The sequence below is a fragment of the Pseudomonas sp. Kh14 genome, from assembly GCF_900291005.1.
Taxonomy (GTDB): Bacteria; Pseudomonadota; Gammaproteobacteria; order Pseudomonadales; family Pseudomonadaceae; genus Aquipseudomonas; species Aquipseudomonas alloputida.
Genome location: NZ_OLKJ01000034.1, coordinates 323,248 through 345,165 on the forward strand (window position 1 = coordinate 323,248; position 21,918 = coordinate 345,165).

Below are 21,918 nucleotides of genomic sequence, written 5' to 3' on the forward strand. Positions count from 1 at the left end.
TCATTCTTTTAACCTTGCAACCCCCTGAACGAAAAAAAATTTCAACGGGTTCAAGGTGTTAGCGCAGGCGGCTGAGTTTACTCCACAAGCCTACCACCGCGTTCTCCACGGTACCGCTGGCGGCCATGCCAATGCGCTCCTGCAGGCTCTTGCGTTCGGCATAGTGCAGGTGGAACAGGTTGGCGTTGCGCGCGCGCTCGCTCAGGTACTCGTCACTGGTCTGCAGCTCGTCCACCAGCTTGCGATTCAAGGCGGCCACGCCCAGCCAGACTTCGCCAGTGGCCACTTCATCGATGTGCAACTGCGGACGATAGCGGGAGACGAAATCCTTGAACAACTGGTGAGTGATGTCCAGGTCTTCCTGGAACTTCTCCCGGCCCTTCTCGGTATTTTCGCCAAAGATGGTCAGGGTGCGCTTGTACTCGCCAGCAGTCAGCACTTCGAAGTCGATGTCGTGTTTTTTCAGCAGGCGGTTGACGTTGGGCAACTGTGCCACCACGCCAATAGACCCCAGTACCGCGAATGGGGCACTGACGATCTTCTCGCCGATGCAGGCCATCATGTACCCACCGCTGGCAGCCACCTTGTCGATGCACACGGTCAACGGGATGCCCGCCTGACGAATACGCGCCAGTTGCGATGCAGCCAAGCCGTAACTGTGCACCAGGCCACCGCCGCTTTCCAGGCGCAGTACCACTTCGTCACGCGCGGTGGCGAGCGTCAGCAGCGCGGTGATTTCGTTGCGCAGGCTTTCGGTGGCCGAGGCTTTGATGTCGCCATCGAAGTCCAGTACGAATACCCGGCTCTTGTCCTCGGCCTTGCCCTTCTTCTGCTGTTTTTCCGCCTTGGCCTGCTGCTTGCGCAGGGCCTTGAGCTGGGCCTTGTCGAGCAGGCCGGACTCCAGGCGCTCACGCAGGTCCTTGTAAAAATCGTTCAGGCGGGTGACCTGTAATTGCCCGCCCGGTTTGCGCCGACCTTTGCCACGCAGACCGGCGATGGCCGACAGCACCACCAGGATGGCGATGACCAGGGTGGCGGTTTTGGCGAGAAAGCTTGCGTATTCGGCAAGAAACTCCACGTTGACTCCTTAAATGCCTGCGCCACTACGGCGCGTCACTGTTGCAAGCATACCGTTGCGTCTGTGGTGCTGCCAGCCGGTGTAAACGCTGGCAACATCTTTCAAACAACCTTTTCAAACGCTTGTATGTTTTTTCGTTGACAGCCCGTGAGCCGCATCCTAACCTCGCAGCAACCTCCAACAGGCCGGAACCTTTCGTGGGCAATCTCTACCTGATTCGACATGGCCAAGCCTCCTTCGGTGCCGATGACTACGACGTCCTCTCGCCCGTGGGGGTACGCCAGAGCCAGGCCCTGGGTGAGCACCTGGCCCAGTTGGGCGTGCGGCTGGACCGCTGCGTGGCTGGCGACCTGCGCCGCCAGCAGGATACCGCACGGCTGGCGCTGCAGGCGCTGCACGCCAACGGCTGCCCGGTGCCGGCGGTTGAGACCGACGCCGCATTCAATGAGTTCGATGCCGACGGTGTGATCCGCGCCCTGTTGCCCGACCTGCTGCCCGAAGAGCCCGATGCCCTGCATGTGCTGCGCAATGCTGCGCAGCACCGCAGCGAGTTTCAGCGCCTGTTCGCGTTGATGGTGCAGCGCTGGCACGATGGCGAGCATGCCGATAATGGCCTGGAAACCTGGCATTCGTTTACGTCACGCGTACAAGGGGGCTTGCAACGCGTGCTGGACAGCGCCGGCAGCGGCGATCATGTTGCTATCTTCACCTCGGGTGGCACCATTGCCGCCCTGCTCCACCTGGTTACCGGTATTACCCCCAGCCAGGCGTTCGCGCTGAACTGGCAGATCATCAACACGTCGCTCAGCCAGCTGAAGTTTCGCGGCCGCGACGTGGCACTAGCCTCCTTCAACAGCCAGGCCCATGTGCAGCTGTTGAGGGCGCCGGAGCTTGTCACCTACCGATAAGCCCGGCTTGTTGTGTCCCTGCGGGGACGTGTAAATCACTCTATAAGGAATGCGCCATGACCTCCGTAGCTGATGCCGTCAAAAAGATGCAAGAGAAATTCAACCCATCCGCTGCCGCCGGCCTGGACCTGGTGTTCGGCTTCAACATCACCGACGAAGACAAGCACTACGCGCTGATCGTCAAGGACGGCACCTGCGACCTGCAGGAAGGCGAAAACCCGGATGCCAACTGCACCCTGGTGATGGACGCCGAAACCCTGAAGGGTATCGTCAGCGGCGAAACCGACGGCATGCAGGCCTTCATGGGTGGCAAGCTGCGGGTTGAGGGCGACATGATGCTGTCGATGAAACTCAGCGAGCTGTTCCCGTCCTGAGGGCTGGGAATACCGGATGATCGAAAAACCGAAGCCTGACGGCTTCGGTTTTTTTTGCCCTGCATTCGGTGCAGTGATCCAACAGCAACACCCTCACCTATTTGGCACATGGGACGATTGTTCCAATCCTGACGGACCATTAGATTACCCAATAGTACTTGCTATCGAGAATAAGGAAGACGCATGACGCTCACCGACCAGTCCACCCAGGTACGCCCCGGCGAAGAACTCGACGCGGCCGTCATCGACCCTTACTTCAAAGCCAATATCCCCGGCCTGCACGGCCTGCCGAGCATTAGCCAGTTTCCTGGCGGCGCCTCCAACCTCACCTACCTGGTCAGCTACCCGGGCCGCGACTTCGTGCTGCGCCGACCACCCTTCGGGCAAAAGGCCAAGTCGGCACACGACATGGGCCGCGAGTTTCGCATCCTCAACCAGCTGAACAGCGGCTTCCCCTACTGCCCCAAGGCCTACGCACACTGCACCGACACCGGCCTGATCGGCGGCGAGTTCTATGTGATGGAACGGGTCAAGGGCATCATCCTGCGCTCGGACATCCCGACCGAACTGAACCTGGACGCCAGCCGGACCGAAGCCCTGTGCAAAAGCTTCATCGACCGCCTGGTCGAGCTGCACCAGGTGGACTACACCGCCTGCGGCCTGGCCGACCTGGGCAAGCCGGAGGGCTACGTGCAGCGCCAGGTCGAGGGCTGGACCAGCCGTTATGAAAAAGCCCTGACACCGGATGCGCCACGCTGGGAAACGGTAACCGCCTGGTTGCACGAAAAAATGCCCGCCGACCACCCGCGCCCAGGCATCGTGCACAACGACTACCGGTTCGACAACGTCATCCTGGACGCGGACAACCCCATGCGCATCATCGGTGTGCTGGACTGGGAAATGGCCACCCTGGGTGACCCACTCATGGACCTGGGCAACTGCCTGGCCTACTGGATCGAAGCCGGCGACCCGGCGCCAGTGCAGTTGATGCGCCGCCAGCCAAGCAACGCGCCGGGCATGCTCAGCCGTCGCCAGTTCGTCGATTACTACGCCGAGCGCGCCGGCATCCGCCTGGACAACTTCGATTACTACTATTGTTATGGCCTGTTCCGCCTGGCAGGCATCGTTCAGCAGATCTACTACCGCTACTACCATGGCCAGACCCAGGACAAGCGTTTCGCCCAGTTCATTCACATGAACCGCTTGCTGGAACAAATGACCTTGCAGGTCATTTCCAAGTCCAGCCTCTGAGCACAGCCCACGACGACGGATAACAAGGAAAACAGCATGTCCAAGACCCACCTGTTCGACCTCGACGGCAAGATTGCCTTTGTTTCCGGCGCCAGCCGAGGCATCGGCGAGGCCATCGCCCACTTGCTCGCGCAGCAAGGGGCCCATGTGATCGTTTCCAGCCGCAAGCTTGACGGGTGCCAGCAGGTGGCCGACGCCATCATTGCCGCCGGCGGCAAGGCCACGGCTGTGGCCTGCCACATTGGTGAGCTGGAACAGATTCAGCAGGTGTTCGCCGGCATTCGCGAACAGTTCGGGCGCCTGGACGTGCTGGTCAACAATGCAGCCACCAACCCGCAATTCTGCAATGTGCTGGACACCGACCCAGGGGCGTTCCAGAAGACCGTGGATGTGAACATCCGTGGTTACTTCTTCATGTCGGTGGAGGCTGGCAAGCTGATGCGCGAGAACGGCGGCGGCAGCATCATCAACGTGGCGTCGATCAACGGTGTTTCACCCGGGCTGTTCCAAGGCATCTATTCGGTGACCAAGGCGGCGGTCATCAACATGACCAAGGTGTTCGCCAAAGAGTGTGCACCCTTCGGTATTCGCTGCAACGCGCTACTGCCGGGGCTGACCGACACCAAGTTCGCTTCGGCACTGGTGAAAAACGAAGCCATCCTCAACGCCGCCTTGCAGCAGATCCCCCTCAAGCGCGTGGCCGACCCCAAGGAAATGGCGGGCGCGGTGCTGTACCTGGCCAGCGATGCCTCCAGCTACACCACCGGCACCACGCTCAATGTCGACGGTGGCTTCCTGTCCTGATCAGGCTTTGACGGCGACCAAGGTGTAACTCAGGGGCAGGCGTGCAGGCTGCTCGCGCAGGCGATATTCGCCATCTTCGCCCTTGACCATCTGCCCCGGCAGCGCCTCCCAGGGGATGCTCTGGTGCTCGACCAGCGCTGTCAGCTGCAGGCCGTGGGCCAGCAAGGCAGTGATCACTTCACCCAGGCCGTGGTTCCATTCGTGGGTTTCGGTGTGGGTCAGGCGTTGATCGGTTTCGACGTAGGTCTGGTCGGTGTGCCACACCGTCGGCGCTTCGTGTTCGAAATACGGATATTCGAGCTGCAGGCGGTCCTGATGATCTTCGTTGACAGCCATCAGCATCGGGTGCCCGTCGCGCAGGAACAGCCGCCCGCCCGGTTTCAGCAGTGCCGCGACGGTGCGCGCCCACGGCTCGATGCGGGGCAGCCAGCACAGCGCGCCAATACCCGTGTAGACCAGGTCGAAAGTACCCGCCGGCAGTACCTTGTCGGCGGCATAGACGTCAGACTCGACATACCGGATGGGCAGCGCGCAACGCTCGGCCAATGCCCGTGCCTCGGCCAGCGAAGCCTTGGAATAATCCAGGCCGCAAACCTTGGCGCCAAGGCGCGCCAGCGACAGGGTGTCGGTGCCGATGTGGCACTGCAAGTGGACCGTATCAAGCCCGTCGATGTCACCGAGCAATGGCAGGTCGAAGCGTACGGTTTCGGACAAGTGCCCGTGTTGCTGGACCAGGCGTTCGACCTCGTAGTCCTTCGAAGCGGCGTGCAACGGGGCACGCTCATCGCAGCTGATGCGGTTGAGTTGCAGTGAACGGTCCATGGTGTCGTCCTTGCGTGGAAGCACCTTATGCTAGTCGTCACCGCGCGCCCTGCGACACAACTGCCTTGATAAAAATTGTAAAGCCCGCGCGCCTCTGCTGCGGCAACAACTGCCTTGCTCAATACCCTGAATGTACGGGCACTTACAGGAGCGGCGATAGCGCCAGCCGTTACAGGCAGGTTGCAGCAGCCGCTCGGCGTTGCAGGGCCACGCCGTCGTTCTGCTTAGCGTAGTAATCCACACGCGTCCCGCCCGACTGCGGGTAAACGTCCACGAACGCTTCGGCCTCACGGGTAAACACGGTGAACCCGCCCTGCTTGCGTGGTTCCAGGTAGCCGCTGGCGTCATCACCGAACACCTTCTCTTCCTGCCAGCTGAACTGGATGCACTGGGCGACCAGCTCTGGCGCCTTGTGCGAGTCGAGCTGCGCAGTCGGCTTGCCGCCACGCGCCGTTTCCATGGTCGCAGAAGCACAACCGGCCAGCATCAGCACCGCAGCCAACGGCAGAATCGCACGCATGTTCCATCCTCGGGGTCGCGAAAAAGAAGGCGACTCTAGCACTGGCAGGCATCCCGAGTGAATTGCCGCGCACTTGCCGCTGTCGCAGATAAAACATGCCATCACGAGGAACGCATCATGAAACTGCACTATCTGCTACTCGCCGCCCTGCCTTGCCTGCCCCTGAGCGTCAGCGCCGCCCCATCAAGCGAAGAAAGCATCACCGCCCCCGAAACCCACAACCGTGAACTGAACGTCGGCGACAAGGCCCCGGACCAGTACAAACGCGATGACCAGGCCATCCAGGACTGGAAAGCCAAGGGCCTGCCCGAACCGGAAAAGGAAAGCCACTGGGTGCGCATGGGCAGGCATTATGTGCTGGTGCAAATCACCAATGGCGTGGTGCTGGCGATTCAACCGGCATCCTGATTCGACACGCCCTGGCCAAGGCGACCCATTGCACAGCACCTCGCCGCCGGCCAAGTGCGCTTGGAACGCGTCGAGACGCCAGGGCTGGTCGATGCCGGTCAGCGCCACAGCCCGTTGTTGCAGGCGGGCGCATTGGCGCTGATCGCTGGAACGCACAATTTTTTTTGCCCGCCCGGGAAACCAAATCGATCGGTCCCAGTCTTAAAAGGTGCCCCGTAAACCTATGCGGATCAAGGACCTATATCGTGCTCACGCGTCTTGCAAGCCTTTCCCTGGTTGCTGTTGTTCTGCTGACCGCAGGTTGCCATAGCCATCGCTACCATGATGACGACGGCTGGCGTGACCGCGACCGTGACCATCGCCACCACCACCGCCATGACCGCGACGGCGATGACGATCGGCAATACCGCGGTGACCGCTACTACCGCTGAAGCGTCCTTTCAGCCCTGACCTGCCGCCCGTTGCGCGGCAACTTATCCTGATGATTCCTTTGAGGTTCGTATCATGCGTCTGACTCTGCCTTCCCTTGCCCTCGGCCTGCTGCTATGCCAGGGCGCTTTCGCCGGTGACGGTACTGCCGCCATTGGCGGTGGCCTGGGGGGTGTCCTGGGCAACGTTGTTGGTCAACAGCTCGGCGGCAAGACCGGCGCAGCCATCGGTGCCGGCGTTGGCGGCGCAGCCGGCAGCGCTGTCGGTGCGCGCAAAGGCAACCGTACCGAAGCCGCCATTGGCGGTGGCCTGGGCTCAGCCGGCGGCTCGCTGCTGGGCGGCGCAGTAGGCGGCAAGACCGGTTCGACCGTGGGTGCCGGCCTGGGCGGCGCGGCCGGTGGTGCCCTCGGCAACCATCTGGGCGACGACAACCGCGGCAGCAAGAAGCACCACCGCCACCGTCACTGACCCCGTGACCGGAGGGCCGCATAGCGGCCCTTTTTGTTGCAGCACATCAACACCCCCTTCACTACAAGCTGGCACACTGACTGCTACTGTCTATCGTGCCCCCGTGTGAAGGAACACCCCCTATCCATGAACCAAGAGTTGCTCTGGGTCCTCGGCCTGCTGGCCATCGTGATCATCCTGTTCGTCATCAACCGCCCACGCATGGACGTGGTCGCGCTGCTGGTGATTCTCGCCCTGCCACTACTCGGCATCCTGACCGTGGAACAGGCCCTGGCCGGGTTCAGCGACCCCAACGTGGTGCTGATCGCCGCCCTGTTCGTGATTGGCGAAGGCTTGGTGCGCACCGGCATTGCATATCGCATCGGCGAATGGATGAGCGAGCGGGCCGGCAATAGCGAAGCGCGCCTGCTGGTACTGCTGATGGTGGCGGTGGCCGGGCTGGGATCGATAATGAGCTCCACCGGCGTGGTGGCCATTTTTATCCCGGTGGTGCTGAGCATCGCTGCGCGCCTTCAGCTCTCACCCAGCCGCCTGATGATGCCACTGGCTTTTGCCGGCCTCATCAGTGGCATGCTCAGCCTGGTCGCCACACCGCCCAACGTGGTGGTGCACAGCGAACTGGTCCGCCATGGCGAAGCGGGGTTCAGCTTCTTCAGCTTTACCCCGTTCGGCCTGGTGGTACTGGTGCTGGGCATTGGCTACATGCTGCTGACCCGGCACTGGCTCAACGGTGAAGTGCGCAAGGACGGCCGGGTGGAAAGCCGCCGCACCTTGCTGGACCTGGTACTGGACTACAAGCTCAACGGCCGTGAACGACGCCTGCGCATCCGCCCTCAGTCGCCGCTGATCGGCCACAACCTTGGCGAGCTGCAACTGCGCACCAGACACGGCGCCAACGTGATCGGTATCGAGCGCCAACACAAGTTCACCACGCGCGTGATCGCGGCCGACTCGGGCACCGTGCTGCATCAGGGCGACGTGCTGCTGCTCGACCTGTTCGCCAAGCATGACGACCTGCGCAGCCTGTGCCAAACCATGCACCTGGAGCCGCTGCACTTCAAGGCCGCCTACTTCATCGATCAATCCCAGGATTTGGGAATGGCTGAGGTCTCGCTGCCACCCGGCTCGCAGTTGATCGGCAAGAGTATCCTCGAACTGGCGTTTCGCACCCGCTATGGCCTTAACGTGGTTGGCCTGCGCCGCGATCAGGCCGCTATCGAAGAGCAACTGGTGGAAGAAAAGCTGCGCCTTGGCGACACGCTGCTGGTAGTCGGCCCGTGGAAGGCAGTACGCCAATTGCAAAGCAAGCCCAAAGATTTCCTGGTCCTGAGCTTGCCCGCCGAGATCGACCTGGTCGCACCAGCCCGCACTCGCGCGCCGCAAGCGTTGCTTAGCCTGGCGGTAATGGTCGGGCTAATGGTCAGCGGCGCCGTACCCAATGTCATAGCAGCGTTGATCGGCTGCTTGCTGATGGGCGCAGGCCGTTGCATCGACATGAACAGTGCCTACCGCGCCATCCACTGGCAAAGCCTGGTGCTGATCGTGGGCATGCTGCCCTTCGCCCAGGCGCTGCAGAAAACCGGCGGCATCGACCTGGCGGTGGGTGGGCTGGTGAACGTGCTGGGTGGTGCCGGCCCCAGCGCCATTCTTGCCTGCCTGTTCGCCGTCACCGCAGTGATCGGGCTGTTCATTTCCAACACCGCCACCGCCGTTCTGATGGCGCCGGTGGCGGTCAGCACTGCGGCGCAGCTGGGCATGTCGCCCTACCCGTTCGCCATGACCGTCGCACTGGCCGCGTCGGCGGCATTCATGACGCCGGTGTCATCACCGGTCAACACGCTGGTGCTTGGGCCCGGGCAATACCGTTTTGCTGACTTCGTCAAGATTGGCGTGCCGTTCACCGTGCTGGTGATGCTGGTTACCGTCGTGATGGTGCCGTGGTTCTTCGGGTTGTGAGGAAAGTGGCCAGAAATAGAGGCAATTTGACATTATCGCAACCAATCGCGGCAGATTGACATCAGCCACCCTGAGCCAACACACTGCAGGTAATTGCCCCAGGTGCTCTATCGCGTTGTCCTGGATTTCGTTTCCGCTTGCCGGTCGAGTTCATGGTTTTTCCAGCCCAATCGCGCGTGTTGCCTTATGTCGTTGTACTTGGCGTAACCTTCGCCCTTACCCTGGGCGGCATCCTGGCACGCCCGATCGAATCGCTGTCGCTGTTCTGGCCAGTCAATGCGGTACTGGCCGGCGTACTGCTGCGCTACCCCCGTCAAGCCACTTTTACGGGCTTCAGCCTGGTGTGGCTGGCCATGGTCGGGGCCGACCTGCTGTGTGGCAGCGCCTGGGTACCGGCTCTGTGGTTCAACCTGTGCAATCTTGGCGTGGTGGTCACCCTCTGGCAGCTGCTGTCCCGCTTGCCACGCATGCACCGGCGAATGCGCAGCCCGCACGGCGTACTCAGCGTGTTCGCCGCCTGCGCCGTCGCTGCCATGGTGGCGGCCAGCATGGCAGCGGCAATGGCCGCCCCCTGGTTCGAACAGTCGTTGCGCGCCACCTGGCTGGCCTGGTTCAGCGAACAGTTCTCGACCGGCGTGCTGGTGCTGCCGGTGCTGCTTACAGCGCCCTCGGTGCGGGCCTTGATGCGCGGCGGCGCGCAATCCATCCGCCTGGCGCCGTTGCTGGTGCTGATGGCCTCGCTGGCATTCAGCATCGCCTTTGGTGGCCCTGGGGCCATTGCCTTCCCGATTGCCGCGTTACTGTGGTGTGCCTGGACCTACTCACCGTTCCTGGTTTCATTGCTGACGCTTACGGCCGGCAGTACGCTGATCGTGGCCGTGGCGCAAAACCTCATGCACTTCAGCGTGCCGCAGAGCGAGCCTGGGGTTACCACGCTGATGTCGGCGCGCCTGGGCATCGCAATGCTGGTGCTCGGGCCGCTGGTGGTGGCCTGCGTCAGCCAGGCCAAACGTAGCCTCATGGCCCGCCTGGCGCACCAGGCCACCGTCGATCATCTCACCGGTGTGCTCACCCGCAGCGCCTTCACACGCCGCGCCAACGCGTTGCTGGAGAGCCGCCAGCAGCACGCCCAGGCGCTGCCGCTGACCCTGATGATGCTGGACATCGACCACTTCAAGTCGATCAACGATGCCCACGGCCATGCCGTCGGTGACCAGGTGCTGCGCCAATTCGCCAGCACCCTGCAGGACCAACTGCACAACGATGAACTGATCGCACGCCTGGGTGGCGAAGAATTCGTTGTCATCCTGCCCGGACTTGCGCCAGAGCGGGCCAACTTCACCGCCGAACGCCTGCGCCGCTCCATCCAAGACCTTCACGTGGTACAGGCCGATCAGCGCCTGCAGATTACCGTGAGTATCGGTGTGGCAGGCTGCGACGCAGACATGCCGGCCCCCAGCCTGGACGAACTGCTGGCGAGTGCCGACCAGGCGCTGTACCGGGCCAAGGCCCGGGGCCGCAACCGCGTTGAACAGGCCGAAGTACAGCGCCTGGTCATCTGAACTAGCCAGCCAGCAAGTCCCACGACAGCTTGGCGATCAGCACACACAACAGCACCAGGAACAGTCCGCGGACAAAACCGGCACCCTTGCGTACCGCCAGCCAGGTACCGGTCAGCGCGCCGAGAATGTTACACACCGCCATGGGCAAGGCTATGGCGTACAGCACGTTGCCCGTCGGCACGAAGAACACCAGCGCCGCAAGGTTGGTGGCAATGTTCACCACCTTGGCCGAAGCCGAGGCGTGCAGGAAGTCCAGGGCAAAGAAGCGGATGAACAGGAAGATCAGGAAGCTACCGGTACCCGGGCCGAACAGGCCATCGTAGAAGCCGATAGCGCCGCCGATCAGCACTGCCAGGCACTGCTCCTTGCGGCCGACCCGCGCAGGTGTGTGCAAGGTGCCGAAGTCCTTCTTGCAGAAGGTGTAGACCGCCATCAGCACGATCAGCACCAGCACTGCCGGGCGCATCACGCTGGGGGGTACCAGTGACACCGTGGCGGCCCCTGCGAACGACATGACAAAGGCACTGAGTGCCGCCGGTACGATCAACCCCCAATCCAGCGTCACTTTACGGATGAACGAGCGGGCCGCGAAGGCCGTGCCGCACACGGACGCCAGTTTATTGCTGCCGAGCAATGCGGCCGGTTGCGCGGAGGGTAATACGTTGAACAAGGCCGGGATCTGGATCAGCCCGCCGCCACCCACCGCAGCGTCGATCAACCCAGCGGCGAAGGCGAACACAGAAAGCACAGCAATATCCATCATGACGCGGTTCCAGGCAGTGAAGACGCCTGCAAGGCTAATCAAAGTGGCACACTTGTGTTGAAATGCCATATTGCGATAACTGCAACGAGGAGCAGGCCATGGCACTGGACATGCTGCGGGAAATCCAGGCGTTCGTCAGCGTGGCGCACAAGCGCAGCTTCGTTGCTGCCGCCCGCGCCCTGGGGCGTTCACCCAGCGCAGTTACACGCGCGGTACAAACCCTGGAAGACAATGCGGGAAGCAAACTGCTCAACCGCAACGCCAACGCCGTCACCCTGACCGAGGCCGGCGAGCGCTTGCTGCCGCATGCCGAACGCTTGCTGGATGTGCAACGCGATGCTGCCGACGAACTGGCCGCGCTCAGCGGCAGCGCCCAAGGCTGGATTCGCTTTGCCGCGCCGCAACTGCTGGGAGAGCATGTGCTACCGCAAGTGCTCGCCGAGTTTTCCCGCCGCCACCCTCAGGTGACCCTGGACGTGCAGTACAGCGACGAAGCCCTTGACCCGCTGCAAGGTAAATTCGACTTCGTGGTGCGCGGCGCCTTCCCCCAATCGAGCGAGCTGATCGGCTACCCGCTTTGGCCCTACCAGCGCCACCTGTATGCCAGCCCGGCATATCTGGCCCTGGCTGGCACACCGCAACATCCGGAAGACCTGGATGGACACACCTTGATCCTGCATACCGCGCCACGCATCCTCAAGGCCTGGCACTTCTGCCACGATGACCAGATCACCAGCCTGCGCCCCAGGCCCAGACTCCGCCTGGGCTCAGGAGGCGCGGTGTACCACAGCACCCTGGCCGGCGCCGGCATCGCCCGCCTTGCCGCCTGGGTCGGCGAAGCACAGGTCAAGGCCGGCCGCCTGGTGCGGGTGTGCCCGCAGTACCGCTTGACGTCCAGTAGCGGCCAGGACCCGCAGATGCATGCTGTATACCCTGCCGGCGAGTTGCCGACGCGGGTGCGTGACTTGCTGGCCGCCCTGCGCCGAGCCGGCCCGCTGCACTGAAACAAGCCATGAAACGACTGTTCAAATTCTGCTCAATTTAACAGAGCCCGCCGCGGGTCTGGCTTGCAGCACTTTATCCACAGACCTACCCACGTTTTTTGTGGACAGATTTCCCAGCGTAAAGAACGACTTATCGCACAAGCAGAAAGGCGAATTGGCCAACCTGACCCGCTCGATCCACGCCTGCCCTGAGAATGACTTGCACCTGATGCTGACCCAGCAGTGCGATGAAAAAGATGACCGGCCATTGGCCAATAGATTGGGCCCGTCGCTTGAAGTGGACGGGCCGCGCAGGGGAAAACGCGGTTGAACTCAGCTTGGCGGAATGGTGCCAAGAATACCAATCAGAATGGTCAGCAGCAGAAAACCACCCAGGAACAGCGCCAGCTTGCCCATTGGAACCTCTACAGTTGTGATGCGGGAATGGGCATATTGTCGAGCTTGGGCTGATACGGTTACAGATTCAGGTTTATGGAAAAAAAGCGGATCAGATGTGATGAGCAGATGCCGCTGGGCTGGATTCAGCCGCAGTGGTTGACGCTGAGCACGTGTCGCTCGCGGGGCGGCAATTGATACATGAAGTTTCTAACACGCCTCCAGGTTTGCGCAGTACCTGCGTTCAGTGCGCTGCCCCTCGAAAGCGCCTGAACCCAGCCAATACGGTAGATTGAGCTTGCCTGGGAGGACACGATCTGCAACACGACTTGTAGGATTATTTACCGCATCCTGTAGGAAAGGACGCGGCAATGAGTATTGCCTGTATGAAACATCAGTTTCTCCGGCAAATTCGAGCTGCTACGGTCCATTTTTCCTACAACGGTACGGAAGCCTACAGCGTGAGAAAAGCATGGACTCGTTCAAAACCTCTGCACTGAAGCTGCAGAAAAATCTGCTTAACCTGCGCGTTGAGCGTGAGCGCCTGAGAGGTGAAGGCAAGGACAAGGATGCGGATCAACTCACTGGGCCGATCGCGCGGCTTGAGGAGGCCCTTCGGCAACTGCCGGATAGCCTGAAGCCCGACACCTTGCAGTGACCTGCAAGAGCCATTGTCATGCTCCACAGCTCAGGCCTACCCATACCCTTGCACGAGCAGCCTTGCGCTGCGAAGAGCGCGGTAAGGCAAACGACTGCCTCAGGCAGCTATTGCTTCTTCGCAGCATAAGGTTGCTTCGGAAGCCGAGCTGGCGCCGGGTCACCTATCCCCTCAGAACACCTTGATCGTGTAACTCAGAATCAAGCGGTTCTCATCTATATCTGTCCGGTAGTTGGAGCGCGCCATCACGTTGCGCACCCGTATCCCAAGCCCGGCCAACGGCCCGCTTTGCACCACGTAGGCCAGGTCCAGGTCACGCTCGCGGTCACGCCCTTCAAAGCCCAGCCCTGTCTCCACGTCCCGGCCCTTCACATAACGCAGGGTCGACGTCAGCCCTGGAAGCCCCAAGGCGACAAAATTGTAATCATGTCGCACCTGCCACGAGCGTTCACCCGGCGCCGAGAACTCATAGGTCGGCAGCGTATTACCCATCGGGTTGGTGTTGGCGCCTACCTGGATAAAGCCGTCATCGCCGCCGATCTGCTGATAGCCCACATAAAAGGTATGCCCGCCGGTCTTGGCCGAGAACAGGCTGAACAGCGCATGGTTATCGTAGTCGCCAGCCGCCTTGCTTCCGTCCTCGCGGGCATCGAAGTAGCCGGCATTGACCCCCAGCGTCCAGCTCCCCAGCGGCTCGGCATGCTTGAAGCTGTAGAAGCGCTGCTGGTAGATATCCTCCAGCTGCGCCTGCCAGACGCCGACGCTGGTTCGGTTGTCGTTGAAGGCATAGTCGGCACCCACGTAGTTGAACCGGTCGCTGGTAAAACGCGCCAGCCGCGCGGGGTTGATCGGGTCGTTGACCAGCGCGTACATCTTCTGGCTGTTGGACGAGTCGCGCAGGCTGGTGGAGCGGAACTGGCCGGCGTTCAGGGTCAGCCCGGCGAACTCGCGCGACTCCAGCATCGCGCCCTGGTAAGTCGGCGGCAGCAGGCGCAAATCGCTGAACAGCAGCACCGGCAGGTTAGGCATCAACTCGCCCACCTTCAGCTCGGTTTGCGACACCTTGAACTTGATCGCCGCACCCACGCGGCTGTATTCGTCCGCCGACTTGCCGCTGTCCAGGCTGGGCAGCAACCCGGACCGGGCATGTTCCGGGCTGCTGTCGAGCTTGAAACCCAGCAGGCCAGTAACATCCACACCCACGCCAACGGTGCCCTGGGTATAACCGGAGCTGGCATTGAGGATAAACCCCTGCGCCCATTCCTGGGTACGCGACTGGGTGCTGGCGCCCTTGATATCGGCATAGTCGCGGCTGAAGAAGTAATTGCGCGCCTGCAGCGTGGCGCGGGCACCTTCGATGAAACCGGGCTCGTCTGCCGAGGCTTCCGCACACAAGGCGGCGGCAATACAACCGCCGGCCAGTCGTGCAGATGAAGAAAAACGCGGCGCAGTGAAACCTTGCATAGGGCTACTCCTGGATTTGGGCAACAGCAACCCGGCGCGGCGGCACTGCATGGCCACCGGCGTGCGGGTTGCATCGAGAGAGGTCGGCAGGCGGGCCCCCGGCCCGCCTGCCCTGCCGTTGCGTGAAGCGCTGGGCCGCTAGCGGTTGACCAGCTTGGCCGGCAAGGCGATGACCAGGAAGCAGCTGAGGATCAGGCAGCCGGCAAACACCCACAGCGCAGCGTGCGAGGTGCCGGTGAGGTCGGTGACCACGCCCATCAGTGAGTTGCTCACCAGACCGGCGATGTTGGCTACCGAACAGGCCAGGGCAAAGCCGGTGGCGGCTGCGGTGCCTTTGAGGAAGGTCGCCGGCAGGCTGAAGAACACCGGCACCGCGCCGATGATCGCCGCCGAGGCAATGGCGAACAGCACCACGGTCATCACCAGGTTCTGGCTGAACAAGGTGCTGCTGGCCATGGCGATTGCACCAATGATGAACGGCACGATGATGTGCCAGCGGCGCTCGCGGTGGCGGTCGGAGCTGGCCCCGATCATGAGCATGCCGGCCAGCGCGGCCAGGCTTGGAATGGCCGTGAGCAGGCCGATATGGAAGGTATCGCTGACGCCCGCATCGCGGATGAAGGTCGGCATCCAGAAGCCCATCGCATAGGCGCTGAGCAGGATCGAAAAGTCGATACCACCGAGCATCCACACCTTAAGGTTGAAGAAGCCATCGCGGAAGCTGTGTTTGCTGTCCTTGCCCTCGGCATCGTCGGCGGCCAGGTCTGCCGCCAGTTGTGCCTTGTCGTCAGCCGACAGCCATTTGGCCTGCTGGAAATGGTTAGGCAATGCCCAGAACGTGAGGATGCCGAGTAAAACGCTGGGGATCGCCTCCAGCAGGAACAGCCACTGCCACCCATGCAAACCTTGAACCTGGTCGAAATGCCCCATGATCCAGCCAGAAATCGGCCCGCCAATCACGCTCGACAACGGCAGCCCGATCATGAACAGGGCAATGATGCGCCCGCGGCGATAAGTGGGGTACCACATGGTCAGGTAGTACAGCACGCCTGGCAGGAAGCCGGCTTCGGCCGCACCCAGCAGGAAACGCAGGATATAGAACTGGGTGGTGCTGGTGACGAACATGGTGCAGGCCGACAGCAGGCCCCAGGTGATCATGATGCGGGCAATCCACAGCTTGGCGCCAACGCGCTGCAGGATCAGGTTGCTCGGCACTTCGAAGATGATGTAGCCGACGAAGAACAGCCCGGCACCCAGGCCATAGGCCGCTGTGCTGAACTGCAGGTCTTCGAGCATCTGCAGCTTGGCGAAGCCGACATTGATGCGGTCCAGATAAGCTGCGAGGTAGCAGAAACACAAGAAGGGGATGAGCCTCCAGGTGATCTTGCTGTACAACGCTTTCGTGCCATGGTCGATTTCACTGTGGACCGTGGTTGCATTCGCAATTGGCATTTCCTGTCTCCTGGCGGGCGACTTTGTGGTTGTTTTAAGGCCAGCAGTTTTCGACGCGCCGGGCACGCCGCGCATTCTACGCGGCGGGCCTGGACAGCGCCTGAAGACCCCGAGTGCTCCTGCGGGGCGACCACCCGGACAGCAGGCGGTCATGGACGGGCTTCCCGCACCGGTCCTTGATTGTTATTGGGTAGGCGCTGCCCGGCGTTCAGCCGGCCAACTGCCTGAGTTGCTGCATGGCATCCTGCCGGGTGACGACATCGCCGTACTTGCTGTCGATGTCGAACAGGTTGGCTTCGTGCGGGTCGCTGTGGCGGTCACCGACACACTCGCGCACCACGATGGTTCGAAACCCGTGCTGCATGGCATCCACCGCACTGGCGCGGATGCAGCCGCTGGTCGAGCAGCCAGCCAGCACCACGGTATCCACCCCTTGTGCATGCAGCAGCGGGGCCAGGCTGGTGGCAAAGAAGGCGCTGGCGTACTGCTTACTCAGCACCACCTCCCCTGCCTGTGGCGCAACGGCCTCGCAAAAGGCTGCCAGCGGGTTACCTTCGACCATGTCCTTCATCACCGGCGCCTTGCGCACCCACACGCCGCCGTCAGCAAAATGCGGCGGCTGGTAGCGGATGTTGGTATGCACCACCAAGGTACCGCAGTCGCGCGCCAGCGCCAGCAGGCCGGCGGCCTGCTCGACCGCCGCGACCACGCCTGGGGCGTACAGCGGTGCGCCCGGGGTGGTGTAGCCCTGCATGAAGTCGATCATCAGTAGGGCCGGCTTGCGGCCAAAGCCGATGCGCTGGCCCCACACACCCTGGTAGTTGTCACGGGCGCTTTGTGCGTCGCTCATGTCCACCTCCCGATTTCAGTAGGCGCCAGACAGCAAGGCACCGGCGCCCGGTACGATCGGCTCCAGGTCCAACGCCTTGAGCATGGCGTAGGTGGTGGCGATGGCAGCGGTGACCACAGGCTTGCCGGTTTGCGCCTCGACCTTGGCCACTGCCGGCAGCGATTGCATCTGCACGCACGCCGACAGCACCACCACATCGACACCTTCAAGGTCCATGCCGGCGACGATGCCTGGCAGGTTGGCCGGGTCGTGACGGGCCACGGCGAGGTTGTCGGGGATTTCCAGCGCGCGCCAGTCCTGCACCTCGAAGCCTTCCTCGCGGATGTAGTTCACCACCAGCTCGGTCAGCGGCTTCATGTAAGGCGCAACGATGGCAATGCGCTTGGCCTTCATCACATGCAAGGCCTCGACCAGCGCCCCGGCGCTGGTGATCACCGGCGCCAGTGCATCATTGTCGGCGGTGGCCTGCTGCAGGCGTTTTTCAGATTGACGGTGATAGCCCAGCCCCATGGCCATGATCGCCACAAGGCAGGCATAGCCCAGCACATCGACCTTGGCGTCGGACAGCTCCACTGCGCAGCGGTCGGACTCGGCGTCCATCGCGGCCAGCTCTTCCTTCTTCACCTGCTTCATGCGCATGCGGCTGGAATGGAAGGTGAACCGCTCGGGGCGGATCGCCTGGCGTGCGTTGAGCATCGCCGGAATTTCGGTTTCCATGGTGGTGTTCGAACTCGGCACGATCTGGCCGATGCGGTATAGCTGGGTCATGTCTCGTGCTCCGTCAGACGAGGGGGTGGTCGAGGAAGTCGCCAAAGGCGGCGAAGAAACCGTCCAGGTCATCCCAGGGAATCATGTGGCCGGCGTTGTCAACGTACGCAACCTGGATATCCGGCTTGAGCTCGCGCATTTCAGCAATGTCACGGGGCTCGATCACCCCACCCCGCCCGGCCACCATCAGCAATGCCGGCTGGCGCACCGCGGGCAGGTACTGGTGGATATCGACCCCGTGGAAATCATCGAAGGCCCGCACGATCGCCGGCTCGTAGCAGGTGTGCAGCCACTCGGCACGCAGGGCCAGTTGCTCGTCGCTCCAGGTGGCGCAGAAGGCGCGCATGTCATCGCCGCTCATGCCAATCGTGGCTTGGCGGATCGAATCGACGTACCACGGCAACTTGCTCGGGTAGGCGCGGCGGCCCGGCCCGGACACCGGTGGGTCGACCAGCACCAGCCGCTGCAGCCCCGGCGCCCCTTGGGCGGCAGCGCGGATGGCAAAACGCGCCCCCATCGAGTGCCCGACAAGATGGTAGCCATCCAGGCCCAGCGCGGCGGCAAAGGCGGGAATATCCGCAGCACAAGCGTCGGTGCCGTAGTCCAGTTCGGGGCCGCTTGAAGACAAGCCGCGCCCGCGCACATCCAGCACATAGGTGTCGAAATACTGCCCAAGGCGCTCGGCGACAAAGCCCCAGGTGATCGCTGGGCTGGTGATGCCTGGCACCAGGATCAGCGCATGGCCCTTGCCGCCATAGTGCAGGTAATGCTGCCGGATGCCATTGGCGCTGACGTTACCACCAGCGACGAAGGTGCTCATGCCGCCTCCCCGCTATTAAGCTGCTGCCCATAGAGGTCGTAGCCGTAAACCCAAGCTGGGTCTTCCTGGGTGTAGAGCCAGGTGTTGGCGTTGGATACCGATTGCACCTGCGATGCCCGCTCTTTACGGTTGGCCTCGTACAGGGCGAACGCCGTGCGGTGGTCCGACACCCCGGTCTCCTGCAGGCAGCGGGTCAGCATGGCCGCGTCCTCGATGGCCATGCACGCGCCCTGGGCCATATGTGGCTTCATCGGGTGGCAGGCGTCGCCCAGCAGCACCAGGCGACCACGGCTCCACAACGGCAACGGGTTGCGGTTGCGCAGCGGCCACTTGGTGATCGATTCGGTAGCGTCGATCAGCTTCTGCACCGTGGGGTGGTAGCCTTCGAAGGCTGCGCGCATTTCTTCCTGGCTGCTGTCGACGAACGCACCCTGGAAGTCCCAGGCTTCATGTGGCACGCCGGTGACGAAGTAATACTCGTCGCGCTTGCCGGTGGTGTAGTAGACCATCATGTGGCGGTCTTCGGACCACCATTTGACGCAGGGCTCGAACACATCGGCATGCTGTGCCAGGTTCACCCCGCGAATCAGTGCACGGTGCGCGACCCAGCCGCTGTAGATCGGCGCTTCAGCCCCCAGCAACTCTTCACGGATCTTCGAATGGATGCCGTCGGCCCCAATGACGATGTCGGCCACGGTGTGGGTGCCGTCGGCGAAGTCCAGGCGCACCTGGTCACCTTCGTCGACGATCTTTTCCAGGCGCTTGCCGAAGTGCACGGTGCCCGGCTGGATGGCCTCGATCTGCAGGGCGTGCAGGTCGCCACGGTGGATGGTGATGTACGCGGCGCCGTATTCGCGGCGGGCAAACTCGCCCAGCGGAATGCGCGACAGGTAATCACCGGTATTGCCGTCGCGGCTGAACCAGAAGTCCGGGTGCGAGCCCATCAGCTCCAGCTTCTGCTCCAGCCCCATGCGGCGGAAGATTTTCATCACGTTAGGGCCGATATGAATGCCCGCGCCCAGGCGGGTGAACGCCGGAGCCTGTTCGAATACCTCGACATCGAACCCGGCCTGTTGCAGCAACGTGGCGGCGGCTGCCCCACCCAGACCTGCACCGACGATTGCGATTTTCTGCCTACCCCGCATGGGTATGTCTCCTCTTGTTCTGATAGGTGGCCAGCGGTTCAACCGCCTGACTATTTAGAGCGTATACGCTACAAATGACTTTTGAAAAGAGCCAGCTTAAAATATTTTTCAAACAGCTGAACGAAACGAAAACCGGCTGACTGTTACCGTAAATACTGGACTATGTGTGGATAGGTAACGCTTGAACAGATAACTTGCGCTCGCTGGCAGGATGCGTTTTCATCTGCATAAGTAGGGTGTACACACTATTATTTTGCACCGAGATGAAGCACCAGGCACTGCCATGGTGCGCCCCTGTCAACGCCACCCAGGAGAACCCCGATGCCGGTGAGCAATGCACAACTGACCCAGATGTTCGAGCACGTACTGAAGCTGTCTCGCGTGGACGAAACGCAGAGCGTGGCCGTGCTCAAGAGCCACTACTCCGACCCGCGCACGGTCAACGCCGCCATGGAGGCCGCCCAGCGTTTGAAGGCCAAGGTGTATGCGGTAGAGCTGCCGGCGTTCAACCACCCGACCGCCATGGGCAACGACATGACGGCCTACTGCGGCGACACCGCGCTGACCGGCAACCTGGCGGCGCAGCGGGCGCTGGAAGCGGCCGACCTGGTCGTCGACACCATGATGCTGCTGCACTCGCCCGAGCAGGAGCAGATTCTCAAGACCGGCACGCGCATCCTGCTGGCCGTAGAGCCACCCGAGGTGCTGGCGCGCATGCTGCCGACCGAAGACGACAAACGCCGGGTGCTGGCTGCCGAAACCCTTTTGAAACAGGCGCGCAGCCTGCATGTGCGGTCCAAGGCCGGTAGCGACTTCCATGCCCCGCTCGGCCAGTACCCGGCCGTGACTGAGTACGGCTATGCCGACGAACCGGGGCGCTGGGACCACTGGCCCAGCGGCTTTCTGTTCACCTGGCCGAACGAGGACAGCGCCGAGGGCACGCTGGTGCTGGACGTGGGCGACATCATCCTGCCGTTCAAGAACTATTGCCGCGAGCGCATCACCCTGGAAATCGAAAAAGGCTTCATCACCGGCATACATGGCGGCTTCGAGGCCGAGTACCTGCGTGACTACATGAAGTACTTCAACGACCCCGAGGTATACGGCATCTCGCACATAGGCTGGGGCCTGCAGCCGCGCGCGCAATGGACGGCCATGGGCCTGCACGACCGCAACGACGGCATGTGCATGGATGCCCGTGCGTTCTACGGCAACTTCCTGTTCTCCACTGGCCCCAACACCGAGGTCGGCGGCAAGCGCAAGACTCCGTGCCACCTGGACATCCCGCTGCGCAACTGCGATATCTACCTGGATGACAAGGCGGTAGTGCTGGCCGGCGACGTGGTTGCACCAGAGGAGTCGCGAGCGCGATAGGGGTTATACTGGCCGGGCGCTCCGCTATTGGCGGCCGGCCAGCCTCTTTCCACCCAGCCCAAGCCATCCTATGTCGAAAAAAACCACCCCCAGCAGCGCCCCGCTCGACAACACCCCCTACGACGTTACCGAACAGGTCGGGCACTTGCTGCGCAAGGCCTACCAGCGGCACACGGCGATCTTCCAGCAGCAGGCCTGCGACCCGCAGCTTACCTCGATCCAGTTCGTCACCCTGTGCGCCCTGCGCGACCACGGCCCCAGCTCCCAGGCCGAACTGATCAAGGCCACCGCGGTGGACCAGGCAACCATCCGCGGCATCGTCGAGCGCCTGAAGGCGCGCGAGCTGGTGCAGCTTTCGCCAGACCCGGGCGACCGGCGCAAGGTCATCGTCGAACTCACCGAAAGCGGCGCGGCCTTGCTCGATGCAATGATCCCCTGCGCCCGGCAGATCAGCGAATTGAGCATGGGCAGCCTGAATGCCGGGGAGCGCGTAGCCATTTTGTACCTGCTGCGCAAGATGATCGACAGCGACGAGAACGCGGGCTGAAAATTGTTGTGACTGCCGCGGTGGCCGTCACAGATACGCGGCCTGAGAGATCAAGCACATCGCGAGCAAGCTCGCTCACATTGGACACGCATCGGTGGTTGGACACAGGCCGTCGTAG

General features: G+C 62.3%; 24 protein-coding genes. 14 read left to right on the plus strand and 10 right to left on the minus strand.

Going from position 1 to position 21,918, the window contains the following annotated elements; all coding sequences use genetic code 11:
- Positions 1–58: 58 nt before the first annotated feature.
- Positions 59–1,078 (minus strand): protease SohB, encoded by a 1,020-nt coding sequence (gene sohB, locus FQ668_RS18800; RefSeq protein ID WP_019438253.1) that lies wholly within the window; start codon positions 1,076–1,078, stop codon positions 59–61.
- Positions 1,079–1,275: 197 nt separating this feature from the next.
- Here sohB and FQ668_RS18805 point away from each other — a divergent pair, with 197 nt between their 5' ends.
- The 4 genes from FQ668_RS18805 (at position 1,276) to FQ668_RS18820 (ending at position 4,415) form a co-directional block, all read left to right on the plus strand.
- Positions 1,276–1,986 (plus strand): histidine phosphatase family protein, encoded by a 711-nt coding sequence (locus tag FQ668_RS18805; protein ID WP_010954748.1) that lies wholly within the window; start codon positions 1,276–1,278, stop codon positions 1,984–1,986.
- Positions 1,987–2,042: 56 nt separating this feature from the next.
- Positions 2,043–2,360 carry an SCP2 sterol-binding domain-containing protein gene (locus tag FQ668_RS18810; protein WP_003251077.1) on the plus strand — a complete coding sequence of 106 codons (318 nt, stop codon included), beginning with the start codon at positions 2,043–2,045 and terminating at the stop codon, positions 2,358–2,360.
- Between the two features lie 183 nt (positions 2,361–2,543).
- Positions 2,544–3,611 carry a phosphotransferase family protein gene (locus tag FQ668_RS18815; RefSeq protein ID WP_014590426.1) on the plus strand — a complete coding sequence of 356 codons (1,068 nt, stop codon included), beginning with the start codon at positions 2,544–2,546 and terminating at the stop codon, positions 3,609–3,611.
- Positions 3,612–3,647: 36 nt separating this feature from the next.
- Positions 3,648–4,415, plus strand: coding sequence for an SDR family oxidoreductase (locus tag FQ668_RS18820; RefSeq protein ID WP_003251082.1), 768 nt, complete (start codon positions 3,648–3,650; stop codon positions 4,413–4,415).
- Here FQ668_RS18820 and FQ668_RS18825 read toward each other — a convergent pair whose 3' ends face one another.
- A complete protein-coding gene (locus FQ668_RS18825; RefSeq protein WP_144180586.1) occupies positions 4,416–5,237 on the minus strand; it encodes a bifunctional 2-polyprenyl-6-hydroxyphenol methylase/3-demethylubiquinol 3-O-methyltransferase UbiG in 822 nt (273 codons plus the stop codon). It abuts the gene before it with no gap.
- 169 nt (positions 5,238–5,406) lie between these two features.
- Positions 5,407–5,757, minus strand: a complete 351-nt coding sequence (locus FQ668_RS18830) for a hypothetical protein (protein WP_012051882.1) — start codon at positions 5,755–5,757, stop codon at positions 5,407–5,409.
- Between the two features lie 117 nt (positions 5,758–5,874).
- On the opposite strand from FQ668_RS18830, the gene FQ668_RS18835 reads away from it, so the two are divergent.
- The 5 genes from FQ668_RS18835 (at position 5,875) to FQ668_RS18855 (ending at position 10,580) form a co-directional block, all read left to right on the plus strand.
- Positions 5,875–6,165 (plus strand): RcnB family protein, encoded by a 291-nt coding sequence (locus FQ668_RS18835; protein ID WP_014590424.1) that lies wholly within the window; start codon positions 5,875–5,877, stop codon positions 6,163–6,165.
- 245 nt (positions 6,166–6,410) lie between these two features.
- Positions 6,411–6,596, plus strand: coding sequence for a hypothetical protein (locus FQ668_RS18840; RefSeq protein WP_019438252.1), 186 nt, complete (start codon positions 6,411–6,413; stop codon positions 6,594–6,596).
- Positions 6,597–6,669: 73 nt separating this feature from the next.
- The gene (locus tag FQ668_RS18845) at positions 6,670–7,062 is read left to right on the plus strand and encodes a glycine zipper domain-containing protein (RefSeq protein ID WP_003251091.1); all 393 of its coding nucleotides are present in this window, start codon (positions 6,670–6,672) and stop codon (positions 7,060–7,062) included.
- 126 nt (positions 7,063–7,188) lie between these two features.
- A complete protein-coding gene (locus tag FQ668_RS18850) occupies positions 7,189–9,018 on the plus strand; it encodes an SLC13 family permease (RefSeq protein ID WP_014590423.1) in 1,830 nt (609 codons plus the stop codon).
- Positions 9,019–9,155: 137 nt separating this feature from the next.
- The gene (locus tag FQ668_RS18855; RefSeq protein ID WP_144180588.1) at positions 9,156–10,580 is read left to right on the plus strand and encodes a GGDEF domain-containing protein; all 1,425 of its coding nucleotides are present in this window, start codon (positions 9,156–9,158) and stop codon (positions 10,578–10,580) included.
- 1 nt (position 10,581) lies between these two features.
- Here the strand turns inward: FQ668_RS18855 and FQ668_RS18860 are convergent, their stop codons facing one another.
- Entirely contained in the window at positions 10,582–11,343 is a 762-nt protein-coding gene (locus FQ668_RS18860) for a TSUP family transporter (RefSeq protein ID WP_019438250.1), read from the minus strand.
- A gap of 98 nt (positions 11,344–11,441) precedes the next feature.
- On the opposite strand from FQ668_RS18860, the gene FQ668_RS18865 reads away from it, so the two are divergent.
- The 3 genes from FQ668_RS18865 to FQ668_RS18870 all read left to right on the plus strand — a co-directional run bounded on the left by FQ668_RS18865 (position 11,442) and on the right by FQ668_RS18870 (position 13,380).
- The gene (locus tag FQ668_RS18865; protein WP_019438249.1) at positions 11,442–12,347 is read left to right on the plus strand and encodes a LysR family transcriptional regulator; all 906 of its coding nucleotides are present in this window, start codon (positions 11,442–11,444) and stop codon (positions 12,345–12,347) included.
- Positions 12,348–12,501: 154 nt separating this feature from the next.
- On the plus strand, positions 12,502–12,657 hold the full coding sequence (locus FQ668_RS28600; protein ID WP_178095719.1) for a hypothetical protein: 156 nt from the start codon (positions 12,502–12,504) through the stop codon (positions 12,655–12,657).
- A gap of 537 nt (positions 12,658–13,194) precedes the next feature.
- Positions 13,195–13,380 carry a hypothetical protein gene (locus FQ668_RS18870; RefSeq protein ID WP_019438248.1) on the plus strand — a complete coding sequence of 62 codons (186 nt, stop codon included), beginning with the start codon at positions 13,195–13,197 and terminating at the stop codon, positions 13,378–13,380.
- Positions 13,381–13,551: 171 nt separating this feature from the next.
- Here FQ668_RS18870 and FQ668_RS18875 read toward each other — a convergent pair whose 3' ends face one another.
- From FQ668_RS18875 to nicC, 6 genes are all read right to left on the minus strand, one after another.
- Positions 13,552–14,844 (minus strand): OprD family porin, encoded by a 1,293-nt coding sequence (locus tag FQ668_RS18875; RefSeq protein WP_019438247.1) that lies wholly within the window; start codon positions 14,842–14,844, stop codon positions 13,552–13,554.
- A gap of 138 nt (positions 14,845–14,982) precedes the next feature.
- Complete coding sequence (locus FQ668_RS18880; RefSeq protein WP_019438246.1) at positions 14,983–16,296, minus strand: MFS transporter; 1,314 nt, start codon at positions 16,294–16,296, stop codon at positions 14,983–14,985.
- A gap of 208 nt (positions 16,297–16,504) precedes the next feature.
- Positions 16,505–17,146: an N-carbamoylsarcosine amidohydrolase gene (locus FQ668_RS18885; RefSeq protein WP_019438245.1), complete on the minus strand. Its 642-nt coding sequence runs from the start codon at positions 17,144–17,146 to the stop codon at positions 16,505–16,507.
- A 15-nt stretch (positions 17,147–17,161) separates the two neighbouring features.
- Positions 17,162–17,914 carry a maleate isomerase gene (locus FQ668_RS18890; protein WP_003251112.1) on the minus strand — a complete coding sequence of 251 codons (753 nt, stop codon included), beginning with the start codon at positions 17,912–17,914 and terminating at the stop codon, positions 17,162–17,164.
- A 13-nt stretch (positions 17,915–17,927) separates the two neighbouring features.
- The gene (gene nicD, locus FQ668_RS18895; protein WP_014590415.1) at positions 17,928–18,734 is read right to left on the minus strand and encodes an N-formylmaleamate deformylase; all 807 of its coding nucleotides are present in this window, start codon (positions 18,732–18,734) and stop codon (positions 17,928–17,930) included.
- Complete coding sequence (gene nicC / locus FQ668_RS18900) at positions 18,731–19,879, minus strand: 6-hydroxynicotinate 3-monooxygenase (RefSeq protein ID WP_019438244.1); 1,149 nt, start codon at positions 19,877–19,879, stop codon at positions 18,731–18,733. Before nicC ends, nicD begins: the two co-directional genes overlap by 4 nt.
- A gap of 321 nt (positions 19,880–20,200) precedes the next feature.
- Here nicC and FQ668_RS18905 point away from each other — a divergent pair, with 321 nt between their 5' ends.
- Both FQ668_RS18905 and FQ668_RS18910 read left to right on the plus strand, forming a co-directional pair.
- Complete coding sequence (locus tag FQ668_RS18905) at positions 20,201–21,253, plus strand: 2,5-dihydroxypyridine 5,6-dioxygenase (protein ID WP_004577272.1); 1,053 nt, start codon at positions 20,201–20,203, stop codon at positions 21,251–21,253.
- A 70-nt stretch (positions 21,254–21,323) separates the two neighbouring features.
- Positions 21,324–21,800, plus strand: a complete 477-nt coding sequence (locus tag FQ668_RS18910) for a MarR family winged helix-turn-helix transcriptional regulator (RefSeq protein ID WP_003251120.1) — start codon at positions 21,324–21,326, stop codon at positions 21,798–21,800.
- Positions 21,801–21,918: the final 118 nt, after the last annotated feature.

Bases quoted from the DNA above. Each gene is read 5' to 3' on its own strand.
- FQ668_RS18860 (WP_019438250.1), bottom strand. From the start codon at position 11,343: ATGATGGATATTGCTGTGCTTTCTGTGTTCGCCTTCGCCGCTGGGTTG.
- nicC (WP_019438244.1), bottom strand. From the start codon at position 19,879: ATGCGGGGTAGGCAGAAAATCGCAATCGTCGGTGCAGGTCTGGGTGGG.
- FQ668_RS18905 (WP_004577272.1), top strand. From the start codon at position 20,201: ATGCCGGTGAGCAATGCACAACTGACCCAGATGTTCGAGCACGTACTG.
- FQ668_RS18875 (WP_019438247.1), bottom strand. From the start codon at position 14,844: ATGCAAGGTTTCACTGCGCCGCGTTTTTCTTCATCTGCACGACTGGCC.
- FQ668_RS18830 (WP_012051882.1), bottom strand. From the start codon at position 5,757: ATGCGTGCGATTCTGCCGTTGGCTGCGGTGCTGATGCTGGCCGGTTGT.
- FQ668_RS18825 (WP_144180586.1), bottom strand. From the start codon at position 5,237: ATGGACCGTTCACTGCAACTCAACCGCATCAGCTGCGATGAGCGTGCC.
- FQ668_RS18815 (WP_014590426.1), top strand. From the start codon at position 2,544: ATGACGCTCACCGACCAGTCCACCCAGGTACGCCCCGGCGAAGAACTC.
- FQ668_RS18865 (WP_019438249.1), top strand. From the start codon at position 11,442: ATGGCACTGGACATGCTGCGGGAAATCCAGGCGTTCGTCAGCGTGGCG.
- FQ668_RS18820 (WP_003251082.1), top strand. From the start codon at position 3,648: ATGTCCAAGACCCACCTGTTCGACCTCGACGGCAAGATTGCCTTTGTT.
- FQ668_RS18810 (WP_003251077.1), top strand. From the start codon at position 2,043: ATGACCTCCGTAGCTGATGCCGTCAAAAAGATGCAAGAGAAATTCAAC.
- FQ668_RS18910 (WP_003251120.1), top strand. From the start codon at position 21,324: ATGTCGAAAAAAACCACCCCCAGCAGCGCCCCGCTCGACAACACCCCC.
- FQ668_RS18870 (WP_019438248.1), top strand. From the start codon at position 13,195: ATGGACTCGTTCAAAACCTCTGCACTGAAGCTGCAGAAAAATCTGCTT.
- FQ668_RS18845 (WP_003251091.1), top strand. From the start codon at position 6,670: ATGCGTCTGACTCTGCCTTCCCTTGCCCTCGGCCTGCTGCTATGCCAG.
- FQ668_RS18885 (WP_019438245.1), bottom strand. From the start codon at position 17,146: ATGAGCGACGCACAAAGCGCCCGTGACAACTACCAGGGTGTGTGGGGC.
- FQ668_RS18835 (WP_014590424.1), top strand. From the start codon at position 5,875: ATGAAACTGCACTATCTGCTACTCGCCGCCCTGCCTTGCCTGCCCCTG.
- FQ668_RS18850 (WP_014590423.1), top strand. From the start codon at position 7,189: ATGAACCAAGAGTTGCTCTGGGTCCTCGGCCTGCTGGCCATCGTGATC.
- FQ668_RS18880 (WP_019438246.1), bottom strand. From the start codon at position 16,296: ATGCCAATTGCGAATGCAACCACGGTCCACAGTGAAATCGACCATGGC.
- FQ668_RS18890 (WP_003251112.1), bottom strand. From the start codon at position 17,914: ATGACCCAGCTATACCGCATCGGCCAGATCGTGCCGAGTTCGAACACC.
- nicD (WP_014590415.1), bottom strand. From the start codon at position 18,734: ATGAGCACCTTCGTCGCTGGTGGTAACGTCAGCGCCAATGGCATCCGG.